Source organism: Arthrobacter hankyongi, assembly GCF_022012395.1.
Lineage (GTDB): Bacteria > Actinomycetota > Actinomycetes > Actinomycetales > Micrococcaceae > Crystallibacter > Crystallibacter hankyongi.
The window spans coordinates 55,846-71,636 of record NZ_JAKLTQ010000019.1 but is presented as its reverse complement, the minus strand read 5'-3'; the positions used below and the strand labels follow the sequence as shown (position 1 = coordinate 71,636).

At 68.2% G+C, this 15,791-nt stretch carries 17 protein-coding genes; 4 read left to right on the top strand and 13 right to left on the bottom strand.

Going from position 1 to position 15,791, the window contains the following annotated elements; all coding sequences use genetic code 11:
• Nucleotides 1–2: 2 nt before the first annotated feature.
• Nucleotides 3–1,013, bottom strand: a complete 1,011-nt coding sequence (locus LVY72_RS19230; RefSeq protein WP_237825166.1) for a 3'-5' exonuclease — start codon at nt 1,011–1,013, stop codon at nt 3–5.
• A 69-nt stretch (nt 1,014–1,082) separates the two neighbouring features.
• On the opposite strand from LVY72_RS19230, the gene LVY72_RS19225 reads away from it, so the two are divergent.
• Nucleotides 1,083–2,414 (top strand): NAD(P)/FAD-dependent oxidoreductase, encoded by a 1,332-nt coding sequence (locus LVY72_RS19225; protein WP_237825163.1) that lies wholly within the window; start codon nt 1,083–1,085, stop codon nt 2,412–2,414.
• A gap of 43 nt (nt 2,415–2,457) precedes the next feature.
• Here the strand turns inward: LVY72_RS19225 and LVY72_RS19220 are convergent, their stop codons facing one another.
• From LVY72_RS19220 to LVY72_RS19210, 3 genes are read right to left on the bottom strand one after another with little or no spacing between them, the layout of a single operon-like run.
• Nucleotides 2,458–3,147, bottom strand: coding sequence for a hypothetical protein (locus LVY72_RS19220; RefSeq protein ID WP_237825154.1), 690 nt, complete (start codon nt 3,145–3,147; stop codon nt 2,458–2,460).
• Nucleotides 3,144–4,091, bottom strand: coding sequence for an ABC transporter ATP-binding protein (locus LVY72_RS19215; RefSeq protein ID WP_237825152.1), 948 nt, complete (start codon nt 4,089–4,091; stop codon nt 3,144–3,146). The genes LVY72_RS19220 and LVY72_RS19215 overlap by 4 nt, the downstream gene beginning before the upstream one ends.
• Nucleotides 4,088–4,480 (bottom strand): GntR family transcriptional regulator, encoded by a 393-nt coding sequence (locus LVY72_RS19210; protein WP_237825150.1) that lies wholly within the window; start codon nt 4,478–4,480, stop codon nt 4,088–4,090. The genes LVY72_RS19215 and LVY72_RS19210 overlap by 4 nt, the downstream gene beginning before the upstream one ends.
• Before the next feature lie 172 nt (nt 4,481–4,652).
• On the opposite strand from LVY72_RS19210, the gene LVY72_RS19205 reads away from it, so the two are divergent.
• A complete protein-coding gene (locus LVY72_RS19205) occupies nt 4,653–5,252 on the top strand; it encodes an HAD family hydrolase (protein WP_237825140.1) in 600 nt (199 codons plus the stop codon).
• 9 nt (nt 5,253–5,261) lie between these two features.
• Here the strand turns inward: LVY72_RS19205 and LVY72_RS19200 are convergent, their stop codons facing one another.
• The 7 genes from LVY72_RS19200 to clpS form a co-directional block, all read right to left on the bottom strand.
• Complete coding sequence (locus LVY72_RS19200) at nt 5,262–5,954, bottom strand: DedA family protein (RefSeq protein WP_237825138.1); 693 nt, start codon at nt 5,952–5,954, stop codon at nt 5,262–5,264.
• A gap of 55 nt (nt 5,955–6,009) precedes the next feature.
• Entirely contained in the window at nt 6,010–6,636 is a 627-nt protein-coding gene (gene rdgB, locus LVY72_RS19195; protein WP_237825136.1) for an RdgB/HAM1 family non-canonical purine NTP pyrophosphatase, read from the bottom strand.
• On the bottom strand, nt 6,629–7,444 hold the full coding sequence (rph, locus tag LVY72_RS19190; RefSeq protein WP_237825128.1) for a ribonuclease PH: 816 nt from the start codon (nt 7,442–7,444) through the stop codon (nt 6,629–6,631). Before rph ends, rdgB begins: the two co-directional genes overlap by 8 nt.
• Before the next feature lie 109 nt (nt 7,445–7,553).
• Nucleotides 7,554–8,348: an MBL fold metallo-hydrolase gene (locus LVY72_RS19185; RefSeq protein ID WP_237825120.1), complete on the bottom strand. Its 795-nt coding sequence runs from the start codon at nt 8,346–8,348 to the stop codon at nt 7,554–7,556.
• Nucleotides 8,345–9,337: a glutamate racemase gene (gene murI / locus LVY72_RS19180; RefSeq protein ID WP_237825117.1), complete on the bottom strand. Its 993-nt coding sequence runs from the start codon at nt 9,335–9,337 to the stop codon at nt 8,345–8,347. The genes LVY72_RS19185 and murI overlap by 4 nt, the downstream gene beginning before the upstream one ends.
• 142 nt (nt 9,338–9,479) lie before the next feature.
• Nucleotides 9,480–10,055, bottom strand: a complete 576-nt coding sequence (locus LVY72_RS19175) for a DUF2017 domain-containing protein (RefSeq protein ID WP_237825104.1) — start codon at nt 10,053–10,055, stop codon at nt 9,480–9,482.
• Nucleotides 10,056–10,065: 10 nt separating this feature from the next.
• The gene (gene clpS / locus LVY72_RS19170) at nt 10,066–10,428 is read right to left on the bottom strand and encodes an ATP-dependent Clp protease adapter ClpS (protein WP_237825096.1); all 363 of its coding nucleotides are present in this window, start codon (nt 10,426–10,428) and stop codon (nt 10,066–10,068) included.
• 78 nt (nt 10,429–10,506) lie between these two features.
• Here clpS and LVY72_RS19165 point away from each other — a divergent pair, with 78 nt between their 5' ends.
• Together LVY72_RS19165 and LVY72_RS19160 are read left to right on the top strand one after the other, a co-directional pair.
• A complete protein-coding gene (locus tag LVY72_RS19165) occupies nt 10,507–11,832 on the top strand; it encodes a nicotinate phosphoribosyltransferase (RefSeq protein WP_237825085.1) in 1,326 nt (441 codons plus the stop codon).
• A 2-nt stretch (nt 11,833–11,834) separates the two neighbouring features.
• A complete protein-coding gene (locus tag LVY72_RS19160) occupies nt 11,835–12,458 on the top strand; it encodes an isochorismatase family protein (RefSeq protein WP_237825077.1) in 624 nt (207 codons plus the stop codon).
• A gap of 49 nt (nt 12,459–12,507) precedes the next feature.
• Here LVY72_RS19160 and LVY72_RS19155 read toward each other — a convergent pair whose 3' ends face one another.
• A complete protein-coding gene (locus LVY72_RS19155) occupies nt 12,508–14,289 on the bottom strand; it encodes a DEAD/DEAH box helicase (RefSeq protein ID WP_237825068.1) in 1,782 nt (593 codons plus the stop codon).
• Nucleotides 14,286–15,677 (bottom strand): MFS transporter, encoded by a 1,392-nt coding sequence (locus tag LVY72_RS19150; protein ID WP_237825060.1) that lies wholly within the window; start codon nt 15,675–15,677, stop codon nt 14,286–14,288. The genes LVY72_RS19155 and LVY72_RS19150 overlap by 4 nt, the downstream gene beginning before the upstream one ends.
• Nucleotides 15,678–15,791 lie beyond the last annotated feature (114 nt).

Sequence of the window (15,791 nt, the reverse complement as noted above, 5' to 3'; positions counted from 1 at the left end):
GCTCAGGCCCCCGTTTCGGGCCAGGGGCCGCCAACCATCTGGAGGAACTCGCCCTCGGAGAGCACCTCGATCTGCTGGCCGCGGCTATGCAGTTCGAGTACCTTGCGCGCCTTCGCCGTGACCCGGCCGCTCTTCAGGTCCGCGGCGGAGAAACCGTCCCCGACCACCAGCACGGTCGTCTTGCGGGTGACATTGCTGGCGGGGCTGGCGCCGAGCTCGGCGGCCCGGTTCTTCGCCTGCTGCCGCGGCATCCCGAGGTTGCCGGTGAACACTACCGTCTGCCCGAACAGCGGATGCGCCGGGTCCGCCCCAAGGTTCGGCGGCGGGTTGTTCCCTTCCTCCGGCCAGCCGTTCCAGCCGGAACTGCGGGAGCCGCCGGTGCCGTCCAGCTGCCGCTCCCGCTCGGCCAGGGTGGCCTTGGACAGCGGTTCCTGGCCGGGAACGTAGGCCTCCATCCGGGCCGCGGGCAAGTTCAGGGCGGCCAGCAACTCGCCGATGCTGCCGGCGCCGTTCCGGGCCGCAATGTCGATCATGATGCCGGCGCAGGCGCGGGCGTCCTCGACGGCGTCGTGATGGTGCTGCAGCGGCACTCCGGCAGCCTCGGCCACGAACGGCAACGAATACGAAACCAGCGAGTAGCTGCGCCGGGACAGGATGACCGTGCAGGCATAGTCATACGCGGGCCCGGCCAGTTCGGAGACTTCCAGGCCGGAACGGATCACGCCCAGGTCGAACGCTGCGTTGTGCGCCACCAGCAGGTCGCCGCCGATAAAGCCGGCCATGTCCGCGAAGACCTCGCCGAAGCGCGGCTTGCCGGCCACCATTTCTTCGGTGATGCCGTGGATCCGGGTGTTGCGGGGATCGAACCGGTCATAGCCGGCCGGCGGGCGCATCAGCCAGGACACCTCGTCCACGATCCTGCCGTCGCGGACCTTGCTCAGGCCGACGGAGCAGGCAGAGCCCCGGAACCCGTTCGCTGTTTCGAAGTCAATGGCCGTGAACTCAATTCCCACCCATCGATTCTACCGTCCGGCGCCCGCCTGCCCTCGACGGACGGCACCGTGTGCGGCACGATGTTGGCCATGTCGACATTCTCGAAACCGCATGTGCTCATCCTCGGCGGAGGCTACGCCGGCCTCTACACCGCCTGGGGATTGGAAAAGCGCCTGGGCCAGGCTCCCATGGACATCACGTTGGTGGAACCGAACTCGTACATGACCTACCAGCCGCTGCTGCCTGAAGTGGCCGGCGGCGAAATCGACCCGCGCACCGTCATGGTCGAGCTGCGCCGGGTCCTCAAGCACACGGACGTATTCCGCGGCAAGCTGGAGTCCTTGGACTGCCGGGCCAAGACAGCCACGCTCGCCTCGATCAGCGGCGAGCGGAAGCAGGTCAGCTACGACCACGTGGTCTTCGCCCTCGGCGCGATCACCCGGACGTTTCCCACCCCGGGGCTGGCCGAGCAGGGGGTGGGCTTCAAGACGCTGGAGGAGGCCCTCTATGTCCGTGACAAGGTGCTGGACAGCGTGGCGCTGGCCGCGGCGACCTCGGATCCGGCCGAGCGGGCCAAGGCCCTGACCGTGGTCTTCGTCGGCGGCGGCTACACCGGCGTCGAGGCGCTCACCGAGCTGCTCGACCTGGCCAAGCTTGCGGTGGACGAGTATCCGGACCTGAAACGCACCGAGCTGCGCTGGGTCCTGATCGAGGCGTTGGACCGGGTGGCGCCGGAGATCGGCCCCGGCCTCTCGAAGTGGACGCTCGAGCAGTTGCGCCGGCGCGGCGTCGACGTGCGCCTGAACACGACGATGAAGTCCTGTGTGGACGGCCAAGTGGTGCTGAGTACCGGCGAGATGTTCCCGGCCGGCACAATTGTCTGGACCGCCGGGGTCAAACCCAATCCGGTACTGGCCGCCACCAACGTGCCGCGCGGGCCGAAGGGCCACGTCAGTGCCAACGCCAGGCTGCAGGTGGTCGAGGACGATGGCACCGTCGTGGACGGGGCGTGGGCGGCCGGGGACAACGCCCAGGTACCGGACCTGACATCCCGGAAGCAGCCGGCCTGGTATTCGCCCAACGCCCAGAATGCCGTGCGCCAGGCCCGGCTGCTGGCCGACAATATCGTGGCCGCGCTGCAGCAGCGCGGGCCGGCCGAATACCGGCATACCTCGCTTGGCGCGGTAGCCAGCTTCGGCGTCGGCCGCGGCGCCGCCGTGGTCAAGGGGATCGAACTCAAGGGCCGGCTGGGCTGGATCGTCGACCGGCTCTACCACGGGGCAGCCTTGCCGACCATGAACCGCAAGTGGAAGGTCTTCACCTCCTGGGCCAGCGGGGCGTTCGCCGCACGGGAAGTCACCTCGGTCAGCTCAATCCAGGATCCGCGCGAGGCTTTCCTGCAGGCCGTCGACAGCGAATGACGACGGCGGCCGCGGCAGGGCCGCCGTCGTCATTCCGCCGCCGTCAGGGGGTGGCCCGCCGCAAGGTCAGATACGAGCCGGCCGCCAGGACCGTGCAGAAGAGCGCCGCCCAGCCGGCGACAGTCAGCGGAGTCTGGGCGGCGAACCACTGCCCGACCTGCGGCCCCCAGCCCTGCCACATGATCAGTGCCACGAGGCCGAGCAGTGCGGCGGCGGTGCCTATGCTGGCGACCAACATGCCGGTGGCCTGCCAGCGCTTATAGACGGTGGCGAACCAAAAACCGATCATGAACAGGGTGACCATGGAAATGAAATAGAACAGGATCTGTACGATTCCGGCCTCCGCGGCAATCCAGCCGAGGGCATACATCTGCCCGTTCATTCCCCAGCCCCCGGTGGCAGTCTCGATCAGGCCCAGCCCGTAGTAGAGCACACTGATGGCCAGTGCCACAACGGCGAACAGACCGACTGTCCCCAGATAGAACGTCCGGCGGCTGACGCTCATGGCCTGCGAGAACGGAAACGTCAGCGTCAGGGACTGGATGCCCAAGGCCATGAAGTACCACATGACGGCCTGGCCGGACCCCGCGTACTTGGCCGCTCCGGTGTCGGGGATCATGGCCCAGATGGCCAAGGTGACCAGGAAGGCACCCGCCATGATGATGGCGGGAATGCCCAGGAAGATCCACTTGTTGATCAACTGCATCCGGGCGACATTGATGACGCGGTTCATCGGGAAACCTCCATGACGGTAGCCGCCGCGGTGGCGGAGTCTTCTTCGGCGGCCGCCAGCGTCTTGCGGACCACCAACTGCTGCAGGGAAACTGGCGCGATTTCCAGGCCGAGGTCGGCAGCCTGGCGGCGCTCGGCATCGGTCAGGACGGCTTCGACGGTCACGGAAGCCAGCGAGCCCAGCGTTTCGCGGTGCAGCACGGTGCGCCCGGCGACGAACGGCTCGACTTTCGACGCCGCCCCGGCCACCGTAACCGCGGACCCTCGGATCGATTCCGCGTCGTCGTCCAGCACGATCCGGCCGCGGTCAATGAGAATGACGTGCTCGAGCAGGTTGGCGACCTCGTCGATCAGGTGCGAGGACAGGATAATGGTGCGCGGGTGGGCGGCGAAATCCTCGAGCAGCCGGTCGTAGAAGATCTGGCGGGCCACCGCATCCAGCCCCAGGTACGGTTCGTCGAAGAAGGTGACTTCGGCCCTGGACGCCAGGCCGATGACGACGCCGACGGCGGAGAGCTGGCCGCGGGAGAGCTTCTTGATCCGGCGCTTGAGCGGCAACTGGAATTCCTTGGCCAGCTGCAGGGCGTAGTCCGCGTTCCAGTGCTCGAAGAACAGCGCGGCCGCCCGGAAGGCCTGCAGCGGGGTAAAGTCCTCCGGGTACTTCTGCGACTCCCGGATAAAGCAGATCCGGCTGAGCACCCGGTCATTCTCGTACGGGTTCCCGCCGAGGACCGCCACTTCGCCGCTGCTGTGGAAGCCCTGTCCGGTGAGCACCGACATCAGGGTTGTCTTCCCGGCGCCGTTACGGCCCAGCAGGCCGTAAATCCTATTGCCGGCCAGGCTCAGGCTGACGCCGTCCAGAGCCCGGACGTCTTTGTATTCCTTTGAGACATCGCGCAGTTCTATGGCAGGTGCTGCCGCTTTCGCGTGTGTTGGCCGGTTCACTGGGCCACACTCCCCTCGGTGGTGTCCTGTGTTGCTGTGTACGTGCTCTCGATCATGTCCGTGAGCTGCTTGATACCAATGCCCAGCTTTCGGGCCTCCTGCACCAGCGGCTGGACATACTGCCGGGCAAATTCCTCCCGGCGCCTGGCCCGCAGCCGGTCCCGTGCACCGGCGGCTACGAACATGCCGATCCCCCGCCGTTTGTAGAGGATGCCGTCCTCCACCAGCCGGTTGACGCCTTTGGCCGCGGTGGCCGGATTGATCCGGTAGAACGCCGCGAACTCGTTGGTGGAGGGCACCTGTGCCTCTTCGGCCAGGGTGGCCTCGACAATGTCGTTCTCGATCCGCTCCGCGATCTGCAGGAAGATCGGACGGGATTCGTCGATCACCTCCGGGCTCCCGGGGCGGCAGGGGCCGCGTCGCGAAGCCCCATTGGTTCATTACTCATGTAACTAACCATACAACCCAAGAAGCCGGAGCGCCAGCCGCCGACTGGATTCTTCACCCGCAATTAACCGGCCGCCACTATTGCAAGCGGGGCCGCGGCCGTAATCTAAAACAATGGAAAACCCGCAGCATCCAGGGTGGTATCTGTTCGACTACGGGATGGTTATTTCAACTGCCCCCGAACCTGAGGATTGGGAGGCCCTGGAGGAGTCCGCAGGCCTCCCCCTGCGGAATCCCGACAGCAGCTATTGGGCGCACCGGCTCGATTACGACGAGGGCAAGATCGATTCCCAGCAGTACTGGTCGCTGGTGCTGGGACGGGAGGTCGGCATCGGCCGGGCCAGCGAACTGGACTCGCTCGATGCGTTGCAGTGGTCACACTTGAACCTGGACACGCTGGACGTGTTGGAATTGCTCTATTCCCGCGGAGCCCGGCTGGCCGTACTGTCCAACATGCCGGCCACCATGGCAGAGGAATTCGCCGGCGCCCCCTGGACCAAATATTTCACGGAGCTGTTCTTCAGCTCGGGCATCGGGTTGACCAAGCCCGAGCCTGGCGTCTTCAAGCACGTACTGGAAGCGCTGGGCACGGATCCTGCCGATGTTATCTTCATCGACGACAAGCACGAGAACGTGCATTCGGCCCGGGCCTTGGGCATCAAGGCCATCCACCACGCCCCGGGCACGGACCTGCAGCGCGAACTGGGCCTCTAGCGGCCGGCCTTAGGACGGGGTCTTGTCCCGGTTGCGCCGCTTGGCGATCCTGGCCAGCACCCAGACCGCGACGGCGACCACCACCACAGCGATCACAATCTTCTGGAACACGTCCGCGTAGCTTTCCACGACGTGCCAGTTCTCCCCCAAGTAGTACCCGGACAGCACGAAGATGGTGTTCCAGACGAGGCTGCCTGTGCTGGTCAGCAGCAGGAACTTCCACACCGGCATGCGTTCGATCCCGGCTGGAATGGAGATCAGGGACCGGAACACCGGGATCATCCGCCCAAAGAACACGGCCTTGGAGCCGTGACGGCCGAACCAGGCCTCGGTACGGTCCACATCCGCCACATCTACGAGCGGGATCTTCGCGGCCAGGGCACGCATCCGGGCGCGGCCGAGCCAGGCGCCGACCCCGTACAGCACCAAGGCGCCCACCACCGAGCCCAGCGTGGTCCACACCAGCGCCTCAACCAGGCCAAAGGTTCCGCGGCTGGCGGTGAATCCGGCCAGCGGGAGGATGACCTCGCTGGGCAGCGGGGGGAACAGGTTCTCCAGGGCAATGGCCAGGCCGGCACCCGGGGCACCCACCGCTTCCATGATGTCCACCGCCCACTGGGCAATGCCCGAGAGGTTCGAGGCGCTGTCGGCCGTCTGTGCCGCCTCGGCGGCGCGGGCTGCGGAAGTCAGGAGAGTCATCATCGTGCCTTCAATTCTGCCCGACGCCGGTAAACATCACCCAAATTCGTGATCGGGACTACTCCCGGGCCGCCGCCAGGGCGTCCACAATGTACGGCAGCAGCGCGCGGAACGCCCGTCCCCGGTGGCTGATGGCGTTCTTTTCCTCCGGTGAGAGCTCCGCGCAGCTGCGGTCCAGACCTTCGGGCTGCAGGATCGGGTCGTAGCCGAATCCGCCGCTGCCCCGTGGCTCGGCCAGCAGTATCCCCGCCAGCCGGCCCTGGACCACCTGGCTCCTCCCGGCGGACACTACGCTGGCGGCACAGATGAAGGACGCGCCGCGATGCTCGGGGCCGATGTCCGCCAGCTGGTCCAGCAGCAGGCGGAGGTTGGCGGCGTCGTCGCCGTGCCGGCCGGCCCAGCGCGCGGAAAAAATGCCAGGTGCCCCGCCGAGCACGTCGACGGCGAGTCCGGAGTCATCGGCCACGGCCACCATGCCGGTGGCCTCGGCCACGGCGCGCGCCTTCAACAGCGAATTCTCGGCAAAAGTGACCCCGGTTTCCCGCACGTCCGGCACCCCCGCTGCGGCGGCGTCGATCACCTGCGTGTCGACGTCCAGGCCGGGCACCTGGCCGCGCAGCAGCTCGCGCAGCTCGCGCAGCTTGCCCGGATTGCGGGTGGCCAGGACCAGCCGCGGCTCAGCCACCGATGACCTCCGCAGCGGTGTCGGCCAGGGTTTCGCGCTGGATCTGCGCCAGCTGGGCGGTTCCGGCCAGGGCCAGGTCCAGCAGCGCGTTGAGCTCCTCGCGGTCGAACGGTGCGCCCTCAGCGGTGCCCTGGACCTCGACGAATTTGCCGGATCCGGTCACAACGACATTCATATCGGTCTCGGCCCGGACATCTTCGACGTACGGCAGGTCCAGCATCGGCACGCCGTCGATAATGCCCACGCTGACGGCGGCCACCGTGCCGGTCAGGGGCTTCGCTCCGCGGGCCACCAGCTTGTTGTCCTTGGCCCAGCGCATCGCATCGGCGAGCGCCACGAAGGCGCCGGTGATGGCGGCGGTCCGGGTGCCGCCGTCGGCCTGCAGCACGTCGCAGTCGAGCACCACCGTATTCTCGCCCAGCGCGCGGGTGTCGATCACCGAACGCAGGGAACGGCCGATCAGCCGGGAGATCTCGTGGGTGCGCCCACCGATCCGGCCCTTGACGGACTCGCGGTCCGACCGGGTGTTGGTGGCGCGCGGCAGCATGGCGTACTCGGCGGTGACCCAGCCGCGGCCCTCCCCCTTGAGCCAGCGCGGCACACCCTCGGTGACTGAGGCAGTGCACAGCACGCGGGTATTGCCGAATTCGATCAGCGCCGAGCCTTCGGCCTGGTTGGACCAGCCGCGGGTGATGCTGATCGGACGCAGCTGCCCCGGGGTGCGGCCGTCGGCCCGGACGATACCCGGGGTGGCAGGAGTTACCCCGACGGGGCTGGACACGGCGCTGCTAGGGTCAACTGAAGTCATGCCCCCAGCTTATCGGCTCCCCTCCCATCGACTTGCCGGATAACGACCTTCCCGGCGCTGAAACGGTCATTATCCGTCGAGTCGATCGGATGGTGGGGAGGTGGGGGCGTTAGACCACGTAGCTGACGCCGGCGACGGCGACGGCGAGGTCCCCGGAATACGTCTCCCTGGCCTCGGCCACGGTGCGGACCGAATCGTTCCAGACCGGCAGGTGTGTCAGCAGCAGCCGGCGCACCTTGGCCTCGCTGGCCGCGGCACCGGCCCGCTTGCCGGTGAGGTGGACTCCTTCGATGGCGTCGTCGCGGCCCTCATGGTAGGCGGCTTCGCAGAGGAACATGTCCGCCCCCTGGGCCGCTTCGATCAGGCCAGGGCAGCTGTCCGTGTCCCCGGAATACGCCAGCACCCGCGTCACCGGTCCATCCGGGCCGGGCTCGGTGGCCTCCACGCGCATCGCGTACGCCTCGTCCACCGGATGGCGCACGCCGTACGGGGTGATGTTGAAGGGACCGAACTTGACCACCTCGCCGTCATTCCAGTGGTGGAACTCAAACTCCGTGTGCATGCCGGGGTCCACATCCATGCCGTAGGCAATGGCGATCCGGTCCGCGGTATCGGCCGGCCCCCAGACGGGAATGCGGCCCTTGGGCCAGCCATCCGGGTGCCAGCGCACCGCCACATGCAGCCCGCACAGGTCCATGCAGTGGTCCGGATGCAGATGGCTGAGGAAGACGGCGTCGATATCCTCCAGGCCCAGGTAGCGCTGGGCGGTACCCAGAGCACCATTGCCCAGGTCGAGCAGGATCCGCCAGGTCCGCTCGCCGTCGTGGGCAGTCACCAGGTAGCAGGAGGCCGGGGACAGCGGACCGGGGAACGAGCCGGTGCAGCCAACGATGGTCAGGTTCATGCCCGGACTCCCCCCTCGTTCGCGACGGCGGACGGTTCCACGAACGCGGATCGCAGGCGCTGGCCTGTGGCGGTCCGGCCGGCCCGCGCCGCGGCGACCATTTCCGGGGTGATCCGGGCCATGCTGCCGGTCGGATAGTGCGCGGCCACGTGGTCCACGTGCTCGACGGCGAGCACCTCGGGACCGAGGAAGCGCCGGGCCAGCACCTCGAACTGGGCCGCATCCCCGGTGGCCACGAAATGGTGCCGCGGCTCGCTCTGCTCCTCGCGCAGCAGTCCGTGGCGCATCAGGGCCCGGTAGACGTCCTTGGCGGTCTCCTCCGCGCTCGAGACCAAGGTGACCTCGTCGCCCATGACGTAGGAAATGACGCCGGTGAGCAGCGGGTAATGCGTGCAGCCAAGCACCAGGGTGTCCACGCCGGCGTCCTGAAGCGGCGCAAGGTACTCCTCCGCTGTGGACAGCAGTTCCTGGCCTGCGGTCACCCCGGCCTCGACGTATTCGACGAAGCGCGGGCAGGCCACCGAGGTGATCTCCAGATGCGGGGCGGCCGCAAAGGTATCCTCGTAGGCGCGCGAACCCACCGTCGCAGAGGTGCCGATGACACCAATGCGCCCGGTACGGGTGGAGGCGACGGCGCGCCGGACAGCCGGCTGGATCACCTCGATGACCGGGATACCGTAGCGGGCGGTGTAGCGCTCGCGCGCATCCCGCAGCACCGCCGCGGAGGCCGAGTTGCAGGCGATGACCAGGACCTTGACGCCGGAATCCACCAGTTCGTCCATCACGCCGAGCGCGTTCGCACGGACTTCGGCGATCGGCAGCGGGCCGTAGGGTCCGTTGGCGGTGTCACCCACATAGAGGACGGCCTCGTTGGGGAGCTGGTCGATCACTGCCCGGGCGACGGTCAGGCCCCCCACGCCGGAGTCGAAGATGCCGATCGGCGCCGTGGGCGCGATGGCAGGGGAAAGGGAACTGGCGTCCGGACTCATAATCTACCGAGGATAAGTCCTGGCCCGGGAATCATTGAAGTTCAGCTCCGAACATGTTAGGCATCTCACAGCGATTGGAGCGCTCCCAGCGTGTCGACTTCGTCGCCACGCTGGGGCCCTCGGAACCCACTCCAGGGCGGTCCTATTCAGATTCACGGGTACGGCCCAGACCGTCCAGCAGGGCCTGCATCAGCGCTTCCTGCAGCCAGGTCAGGAAGTTGTACACCAGGGCCAGATAGGTGTCCAGGTCTTCGGCCTGGGACCAGTCGTCCACGTCGTGCAGCGCCTGCGCGTCCTCGTCCGTCTTGATATCCAGCCGGTCCGCGAGGACCAGGCGCACGTCGTTGACGGCCCGGGCAAAGAGCCGGGCCTGCTCCTCGTTCAGCTGCAGCGGGCTGTGGTCCAGCAGCAGCGCGCTGGCACGCAGCGCCGCCAGCTTCTGCTCGCGCAGCGAACGCTCGGTCAGCCGGCGGAACTCCAGGGCGGCGTCATCGTCTCCGCGCACCGCATCCGGCAGCAGGCGCAGCAACGCGCTGTCCTGGGGCCGGACCGCATACTGGTCCAGCCCGACCAAGGCCGCCAGCGGATCCTCCGCAGCCGAAGGTTCGGGTTCGAGCATGCCGATGATGTCCTCGAACAGGCGGCGGATCAGCTGGCGCTCACCCGGCTCCAGGTGCCCGGTGATGCCCTTGCGTGTGTTCTTGAATGCTCTGGCCATGGGTGCTCCTCTACTCGGCCTTCTGGCAGGTGGCCCAGAGGCCGAAGGAATGCATGGCCACGGTGTCCTGTTCCGCCTTCTCCCGGCTGCCGCTGGCCACTACCGACTTGCCGAGCTGGTGGACTTCCAGCATGAGCTTGTTGGCCTTGGTCTCGGAATAGCCGAAGTAGCTCTGGAACACGTAGCTGACGTAGCTCATCAGGTTCACCGGATCGTTCCAGACGATGACCACCCATGGCACGTCCGTGGCGGTGGCCTGCCACGCTTCGGTCCTGGTGCCTGCCTCGGTATCCGCGTCCAGGACGGTGGACAGTACGGCTGTGGGCGCACAGGCGGTCCCGGCGCCGGCGGCCGGCAGGATGGCAGAAGTCATGGTTTCCATTCTAGGCGTGACCGCCTGCAGGGCCGGGACCGGTACTCGGACGGCGAACGGCAGACTAAAGTTTGAAACGTGACCACCGCTGCCGGCTGGGACCACCCCAGCACTTCACTGTTCACCGACCACTACGAGCTGACCATGCTGCAGGCCGCGCTGCATTCCGGAACCGCCCACCGGCGTTCGGTCTTCGAGGCCTTCGCACGCCGGCTGCCCGACGGCCGCCGCTACGGCATTGTGGCCGGGACCGGCAGGATCCTCGAGGGCATCCGGAACTTTACCTTCTCCGACGAACAGCTGCAGTTCCTGTCCCGGACCAAGGTGATCAACCAGAAAACCATCGACTACCTGGCGGGGTTCCGCTTCACCGGGGACATCTACGGCTATGCCGAGGGCGAGGTGTACCTGCCCTATTCCCCGGTCCTGATCGTCGAATCCAGCTTCGCCGAGGCGTGCGTGCTGGAGACCTTCGTCCTGTCGGTCCTGAACCATGACAGCGCCATCGCCTCGGCGGCGTCCCGGATGACCGGTGCCGCGGGCGGCCGGCCGTGCATCGAGATGGGCTCGCGCCGCACGCACGAGGAATCCGCCGTCGCCGCCGCGCGCGCGGCCGTCATCGCCGGCTTCGGCAGCACCTCGAACCTGGAGGCGGGTTTCCGCTATGGACTGAAGACGGTGGGCACCGCCGCCCACTCGTTCACGCTGCTGCACGATAGCGAGCGCGAGGCCTTCGAGGCGCAGCTTGCCTCGATGGGTCCGGGCACCACGCTGCTGGCCGATACCTACGACGTCGAAACCGCCGTCCGCACCGCCGTCGAACTGGCCGGACCTGCGCTGGGCGGGGTCCGGCTGGACTCCGGAGACTTGATCGCCCAGGCCCAGTGGGTGCGCAAATTGCTGGACGACCTGGGCAACCACCACACCCGGATCACGGTGACCTCGGACCTGGACGAATACGCCATCGCCGCCCTGGCCTCGGCACCGGTGGACGCCTACGGCGTAGGCACCGAACTGGTGACCGGTTCCGGGGCACCGACCGCCAGCATGGTCTACAAACTGGTCAGCCGCGAGGACGGCCGGGGGGTGCAGGTCCCGGTGGCGAAGAAGGCCAAGGACAAGGTATCGCTGGGCGGACGCAAGTACGCCCTGCGGCGGCTGGACGAGGACGGCACCGCCACCGCCGAGATCCTCGGCGTCGGCCACCGCCCGGCCGACGACGGCAATGACAGGCCGCTGCTGCAGCAGTTCGTCAAGAACGGCGAACTGTTCGACGGCTGGACCGGGGCTGCGGGCGTCATGCGCGGCATCGAACGCCACGCGGCTTCGATGGCGGAGATGCCCCGGACGGTGTACCGGCTGCAGCGCGGCGAAGCCGCAATCCCCACAGTATTCGAGGAGTAGTGATGACCCGGGCCCTGATTATCGTTGACGTGCAGAACGACTTCTGCGAGGGCGGATCGCTGGGGGTGGCCGGCGGGGCGCAGGTGGCTTCGGATATCAGCGAACATCTGGAGAACCAGCCCGAACGCTACGATTTCGTGGTGGCCACCCAGGACTGGCACATTGAGCCCGGCAGCCATTTCTCCGACGAGCCGGACTACAAAGACAGCTGGCCGGCGCACTGCGTGGCCGGTACCAAGGGTGCCCGGCTGCACCCGGATCTGGACACGGACCCGATCGACGCATATTTCCGCAAGGGCGCCTACGAGGCCGCCTACTCGGGGTTCGAGGGCGTGCTCGCGCCGGAGGACGAGGTGGCCAGCGGCGAGCGCGACGAAGACGAAGAGGCCGAGGACGCGGACCTGGTCACCCTGGACGACTGGCTTCGCCAGAACGAGGTGGACGAGGTGGTGGTCGCCGGGCTTGCCACCGACTACTGCGTGCGTGCCACCGCGCTGGATGCGGCGCAGGCCGGCTACACCACGTCGGTGCTGCTGCCGCTGACCGCCGGCATCAACCAGGTCCGGGTGGAGGAAACCCTCGCCGAGTTCGAGGACAACGGCATCGAGGTCCTGCGCACCGCCTGACCCGCCGGCGGACCTCCGCCAGCGTGGTCAGGTGAACTGGCCGGCGGGGTCACTTGCGGCCGATGAACCAGTCCTGGAGTTTCTTCAGCCGTTTGCTCAACTGTTCCTCGTTGGCCTGGGCCACGGCGGGTCCGCCGCAGATGCGCCTCAGTTCGGAGTGGACCACGCCGTGCGGCATGCCCGAGCGCGCCGACCAGGCCGAGACGTTCTTGGCCAGTTGGCTGCGCAGCTCCGTCAGTTGCCGGTGGTCCACCACCTGCACCTCGGCCTCCGGCACGGCGGAGGCCCGGCCACGCTTGCGCGACTGCTGTTCCTGCTGGCGCTGGCGCAGCAGCACGCCCACCTGGTCCGCATCCAGCAGACCGGGGATGCCCAGGAAGTCCAGCTCTTCTTCGGAGCCCAGTTCGCCGCCGGTACCAAATTCGCCGCCGTCGAACAACACCCGGTCGAAGGCCGCCTGGGATTCGAGAGCCTCGTACTTGCCCTTGGTCAGCGAATCGGAGGCCTTCTCCTCGCGGTTGGCCGCCTCCATCAGGTCCTCTTCGGGAATGTGGCCCTCGTCGTTGTCCTTGTCCGGCCGGTCCAGGGCGTGGTCCCGCTCCACCTCCATCTGGCTGGCCAGCGCCATCAGGTTCGGCACCGAGGGCAGGAAGACCGAGGCGGTCTCCCCGCGCTTGCGGGCGCGCACGAAGCGGCCGATGGCCTGGGCGAAGAACAGCGGGGTCGCGGTCGAGGTGGCATAGACGCCGACGGCCAGCCGCGGCACGTCCACGCCTTCGGAGACCATGCGCACCGCAACCATCCAGCGCGAATCCCCGGCCGAGAACGACTCGATCTTTTCCGAGGCGCCGGCGTCGTCGGAGAGGATCACGGTGGGCGATTCGCCGGTGATCTTCTTCAGCTGGCCGGCATACGCCCGGGCGTCGTCGTGGTCCGTGGCGATGACCAGGCCGCCGGCATCCGGCACGGCACGGCGGACCTCGGTCAGGCGCTTGTCCGCCGCCGCCAGGACCGATGGGATCCACTGGCCCTGCGGGTTCAGGGCGGTGCGCCAGGCTTGGGCGGTGACATCCTTGGTGACCGCTGCCTCGCCCAGGGACGCGGCCATTTCATCCCCGGCGCTGGTGCGCCAGCGCATCTGGCCGGAGTAGGCCATGAAAATCACCGGACGCACCACATGGTCGCGCAGGGCATTGCCGTAGCCGTAGGTGTAGTCGGCGCGGGAGCGGCGGATCCCGTCCTTGTCCTCGACGTACTCCACGAACGGGATCGCGGCGGTGTCGGAGCGGAACGGGGTTCCGGTCAGGGCCAGCCGCCGCGCCGCCGGGTCGAAGGCTTCGCGGATGCCGTCGCCCCAGGACAGGGCGTCGCCGCCGTGGTGGATCTCGTCCAGGATCACCAGGGTCCGGGCCGCCTCCGTCTTGGCCCGGTGCAGCATCGGCTTCATCGCCACCTGGGCGTAGGTCACGGCGACGCCGATGAAATCCCGGCCGTGCGCGCCGTCGGAATTCTTGAAGTTCGGGTCGATGGACAGCCCCACCCGGGCTGCCGCATCCGCCCACTGGCGCTTGAGGTGGTCGGTGGGGGCGACGACGACGATCCGGTTGACCGTGCCGCGGCCCACCAGTTCGGTGGCCACCCGCAGCGCGAAGGTTGTCTTGCCGGCCCCAGGGGTGGCCACGGCCAGGAAGTCCTGGGGCGCCATCTCGAAGTACTGCTGGAGCGCCTCGGCCTGCCATTGGCGCAGCTTCGGGGCAGTACCCCAGGCTGCGCGTTCCGGGTAGGCCGGCGGCAGCGCCGGTCCGGCGCCGAAGAGCGTGTCATTGCTCATACGCTCCTGATCTCCTCCTTGGTTGCAGTTGTGGGCTTGCGCGGTGAACTGCGCCAGCCAGTGTACAGGCCCGCGGCGGCAAAGACTGCCAGGGCGAGCCAGATCACGGTGTAGGAGCCGCTGTCCCCCGCTGCGCCGGGCTGGTGCAGCACCGTGAACAGTGCACCCGCGCCGGCGGTGCCGACGACGCCGCCGAGCTGGTCGGCCAGCTGCAGCGACGACGAGTTCCGGCCCTGTTCCGCTGGCGGAGACAGTTCCAGGATCAGCACCGAGGTGGTGGACAAGGCCAGTCCCATCGCGAGACCGGCCGCCGTCCACGCGGCCATCAGGAGCCACAGCGGCACCTGCGGACCGGACACCAGCGGCAGCAGGGCCAGGCAGACGGCCAGCAGCCCCGAACCTGCCACCAGCAGCCGGTGCCGCCGGCTGCCCACCTTGGCCTGGATGAAGGAGCCGATGGTCCAGCCCAGCGCCCCCGAAGTCAGCGTCAGCCCCGCGGTGGCCGGCTCGATTCCGTGGGAGGCGACCAGCATCAGCGGGATGAACGCCTCGGCTCCGAAGAACGCGATGTTCAGGGTACCGCGGGTCAGGATGACGCTGGGCAGGCCACGCCGCAGCCGCAGGATCCCCGGCGGCATGAGTCCTGGCAGGACGAGCAGGGCCAGCACCGCGCCGGCCGCTGCCACCGGGTACAGCACGGCTGTTCCGCCGGCAGCCGCTTCGTACGCCGCCCACTGCGCCAGCAGGACTCCCCCGGCCAGCAGCAGCCCGCGCAGCGCCCGGCTCCGGCCGCTGCGCCGGTCCGGTGCCGGCACCGCTGCTTCCTGCGGCACGCCCAGCTGCCGGAGCCTGGGCCAGATCGCCAGCACGGCGGTGAGCACCAGCGGGGCGACGCCGTAGAAGACCAGCCGCCAGGACACATATTGGGTCAGCAGCCCGGCCGCGAGCGGGCCCAGCAGCGAGGGCACCACCCACGCGGCCGCCATCCAGCCGAAGATGACCGGCTGCAGCTTCTGCGGGTAGGCCTGGCCGATGACCACGTAGACGGCCACGATCATGAATCCGCCGCCGAGTCCGGCAACGGCACGGCCTGCGGTGAAGAGCCAGAATTCCCCGGCCAGACCGGAAAGCACCAGCCCCGCCACGGCCAGGCCCATGCCGGTGCCGACGGCGGGCCGGGGCCCGCGCGCATCGCACCAGAGCCCGCCCAGCACCGAGCCCAGCAGCGAGGCCGTCAGGAACATGGAGAAGGCCAGCCCGTAGGCGGACCGGCCGTCCAGCTCCCGGGACACCACCGGCATGGCCGTGGCGACGGCCATCGCCTCGAAGGCGAAGATGGTGATGATGGCCAGCAGCCCGATGGTCGGCGGCCGGTAGGTAGCCGCCATTGCCCCGGATGCTTTGGAGGCAGGCGGCTCGGTCATAAGGGAATCGGCACTAACTTTCTCGCGGCCGGGCAGCGTCCGGCGGGCCGGCCCGGCAACCGGGCTGCGGCCGGCCCG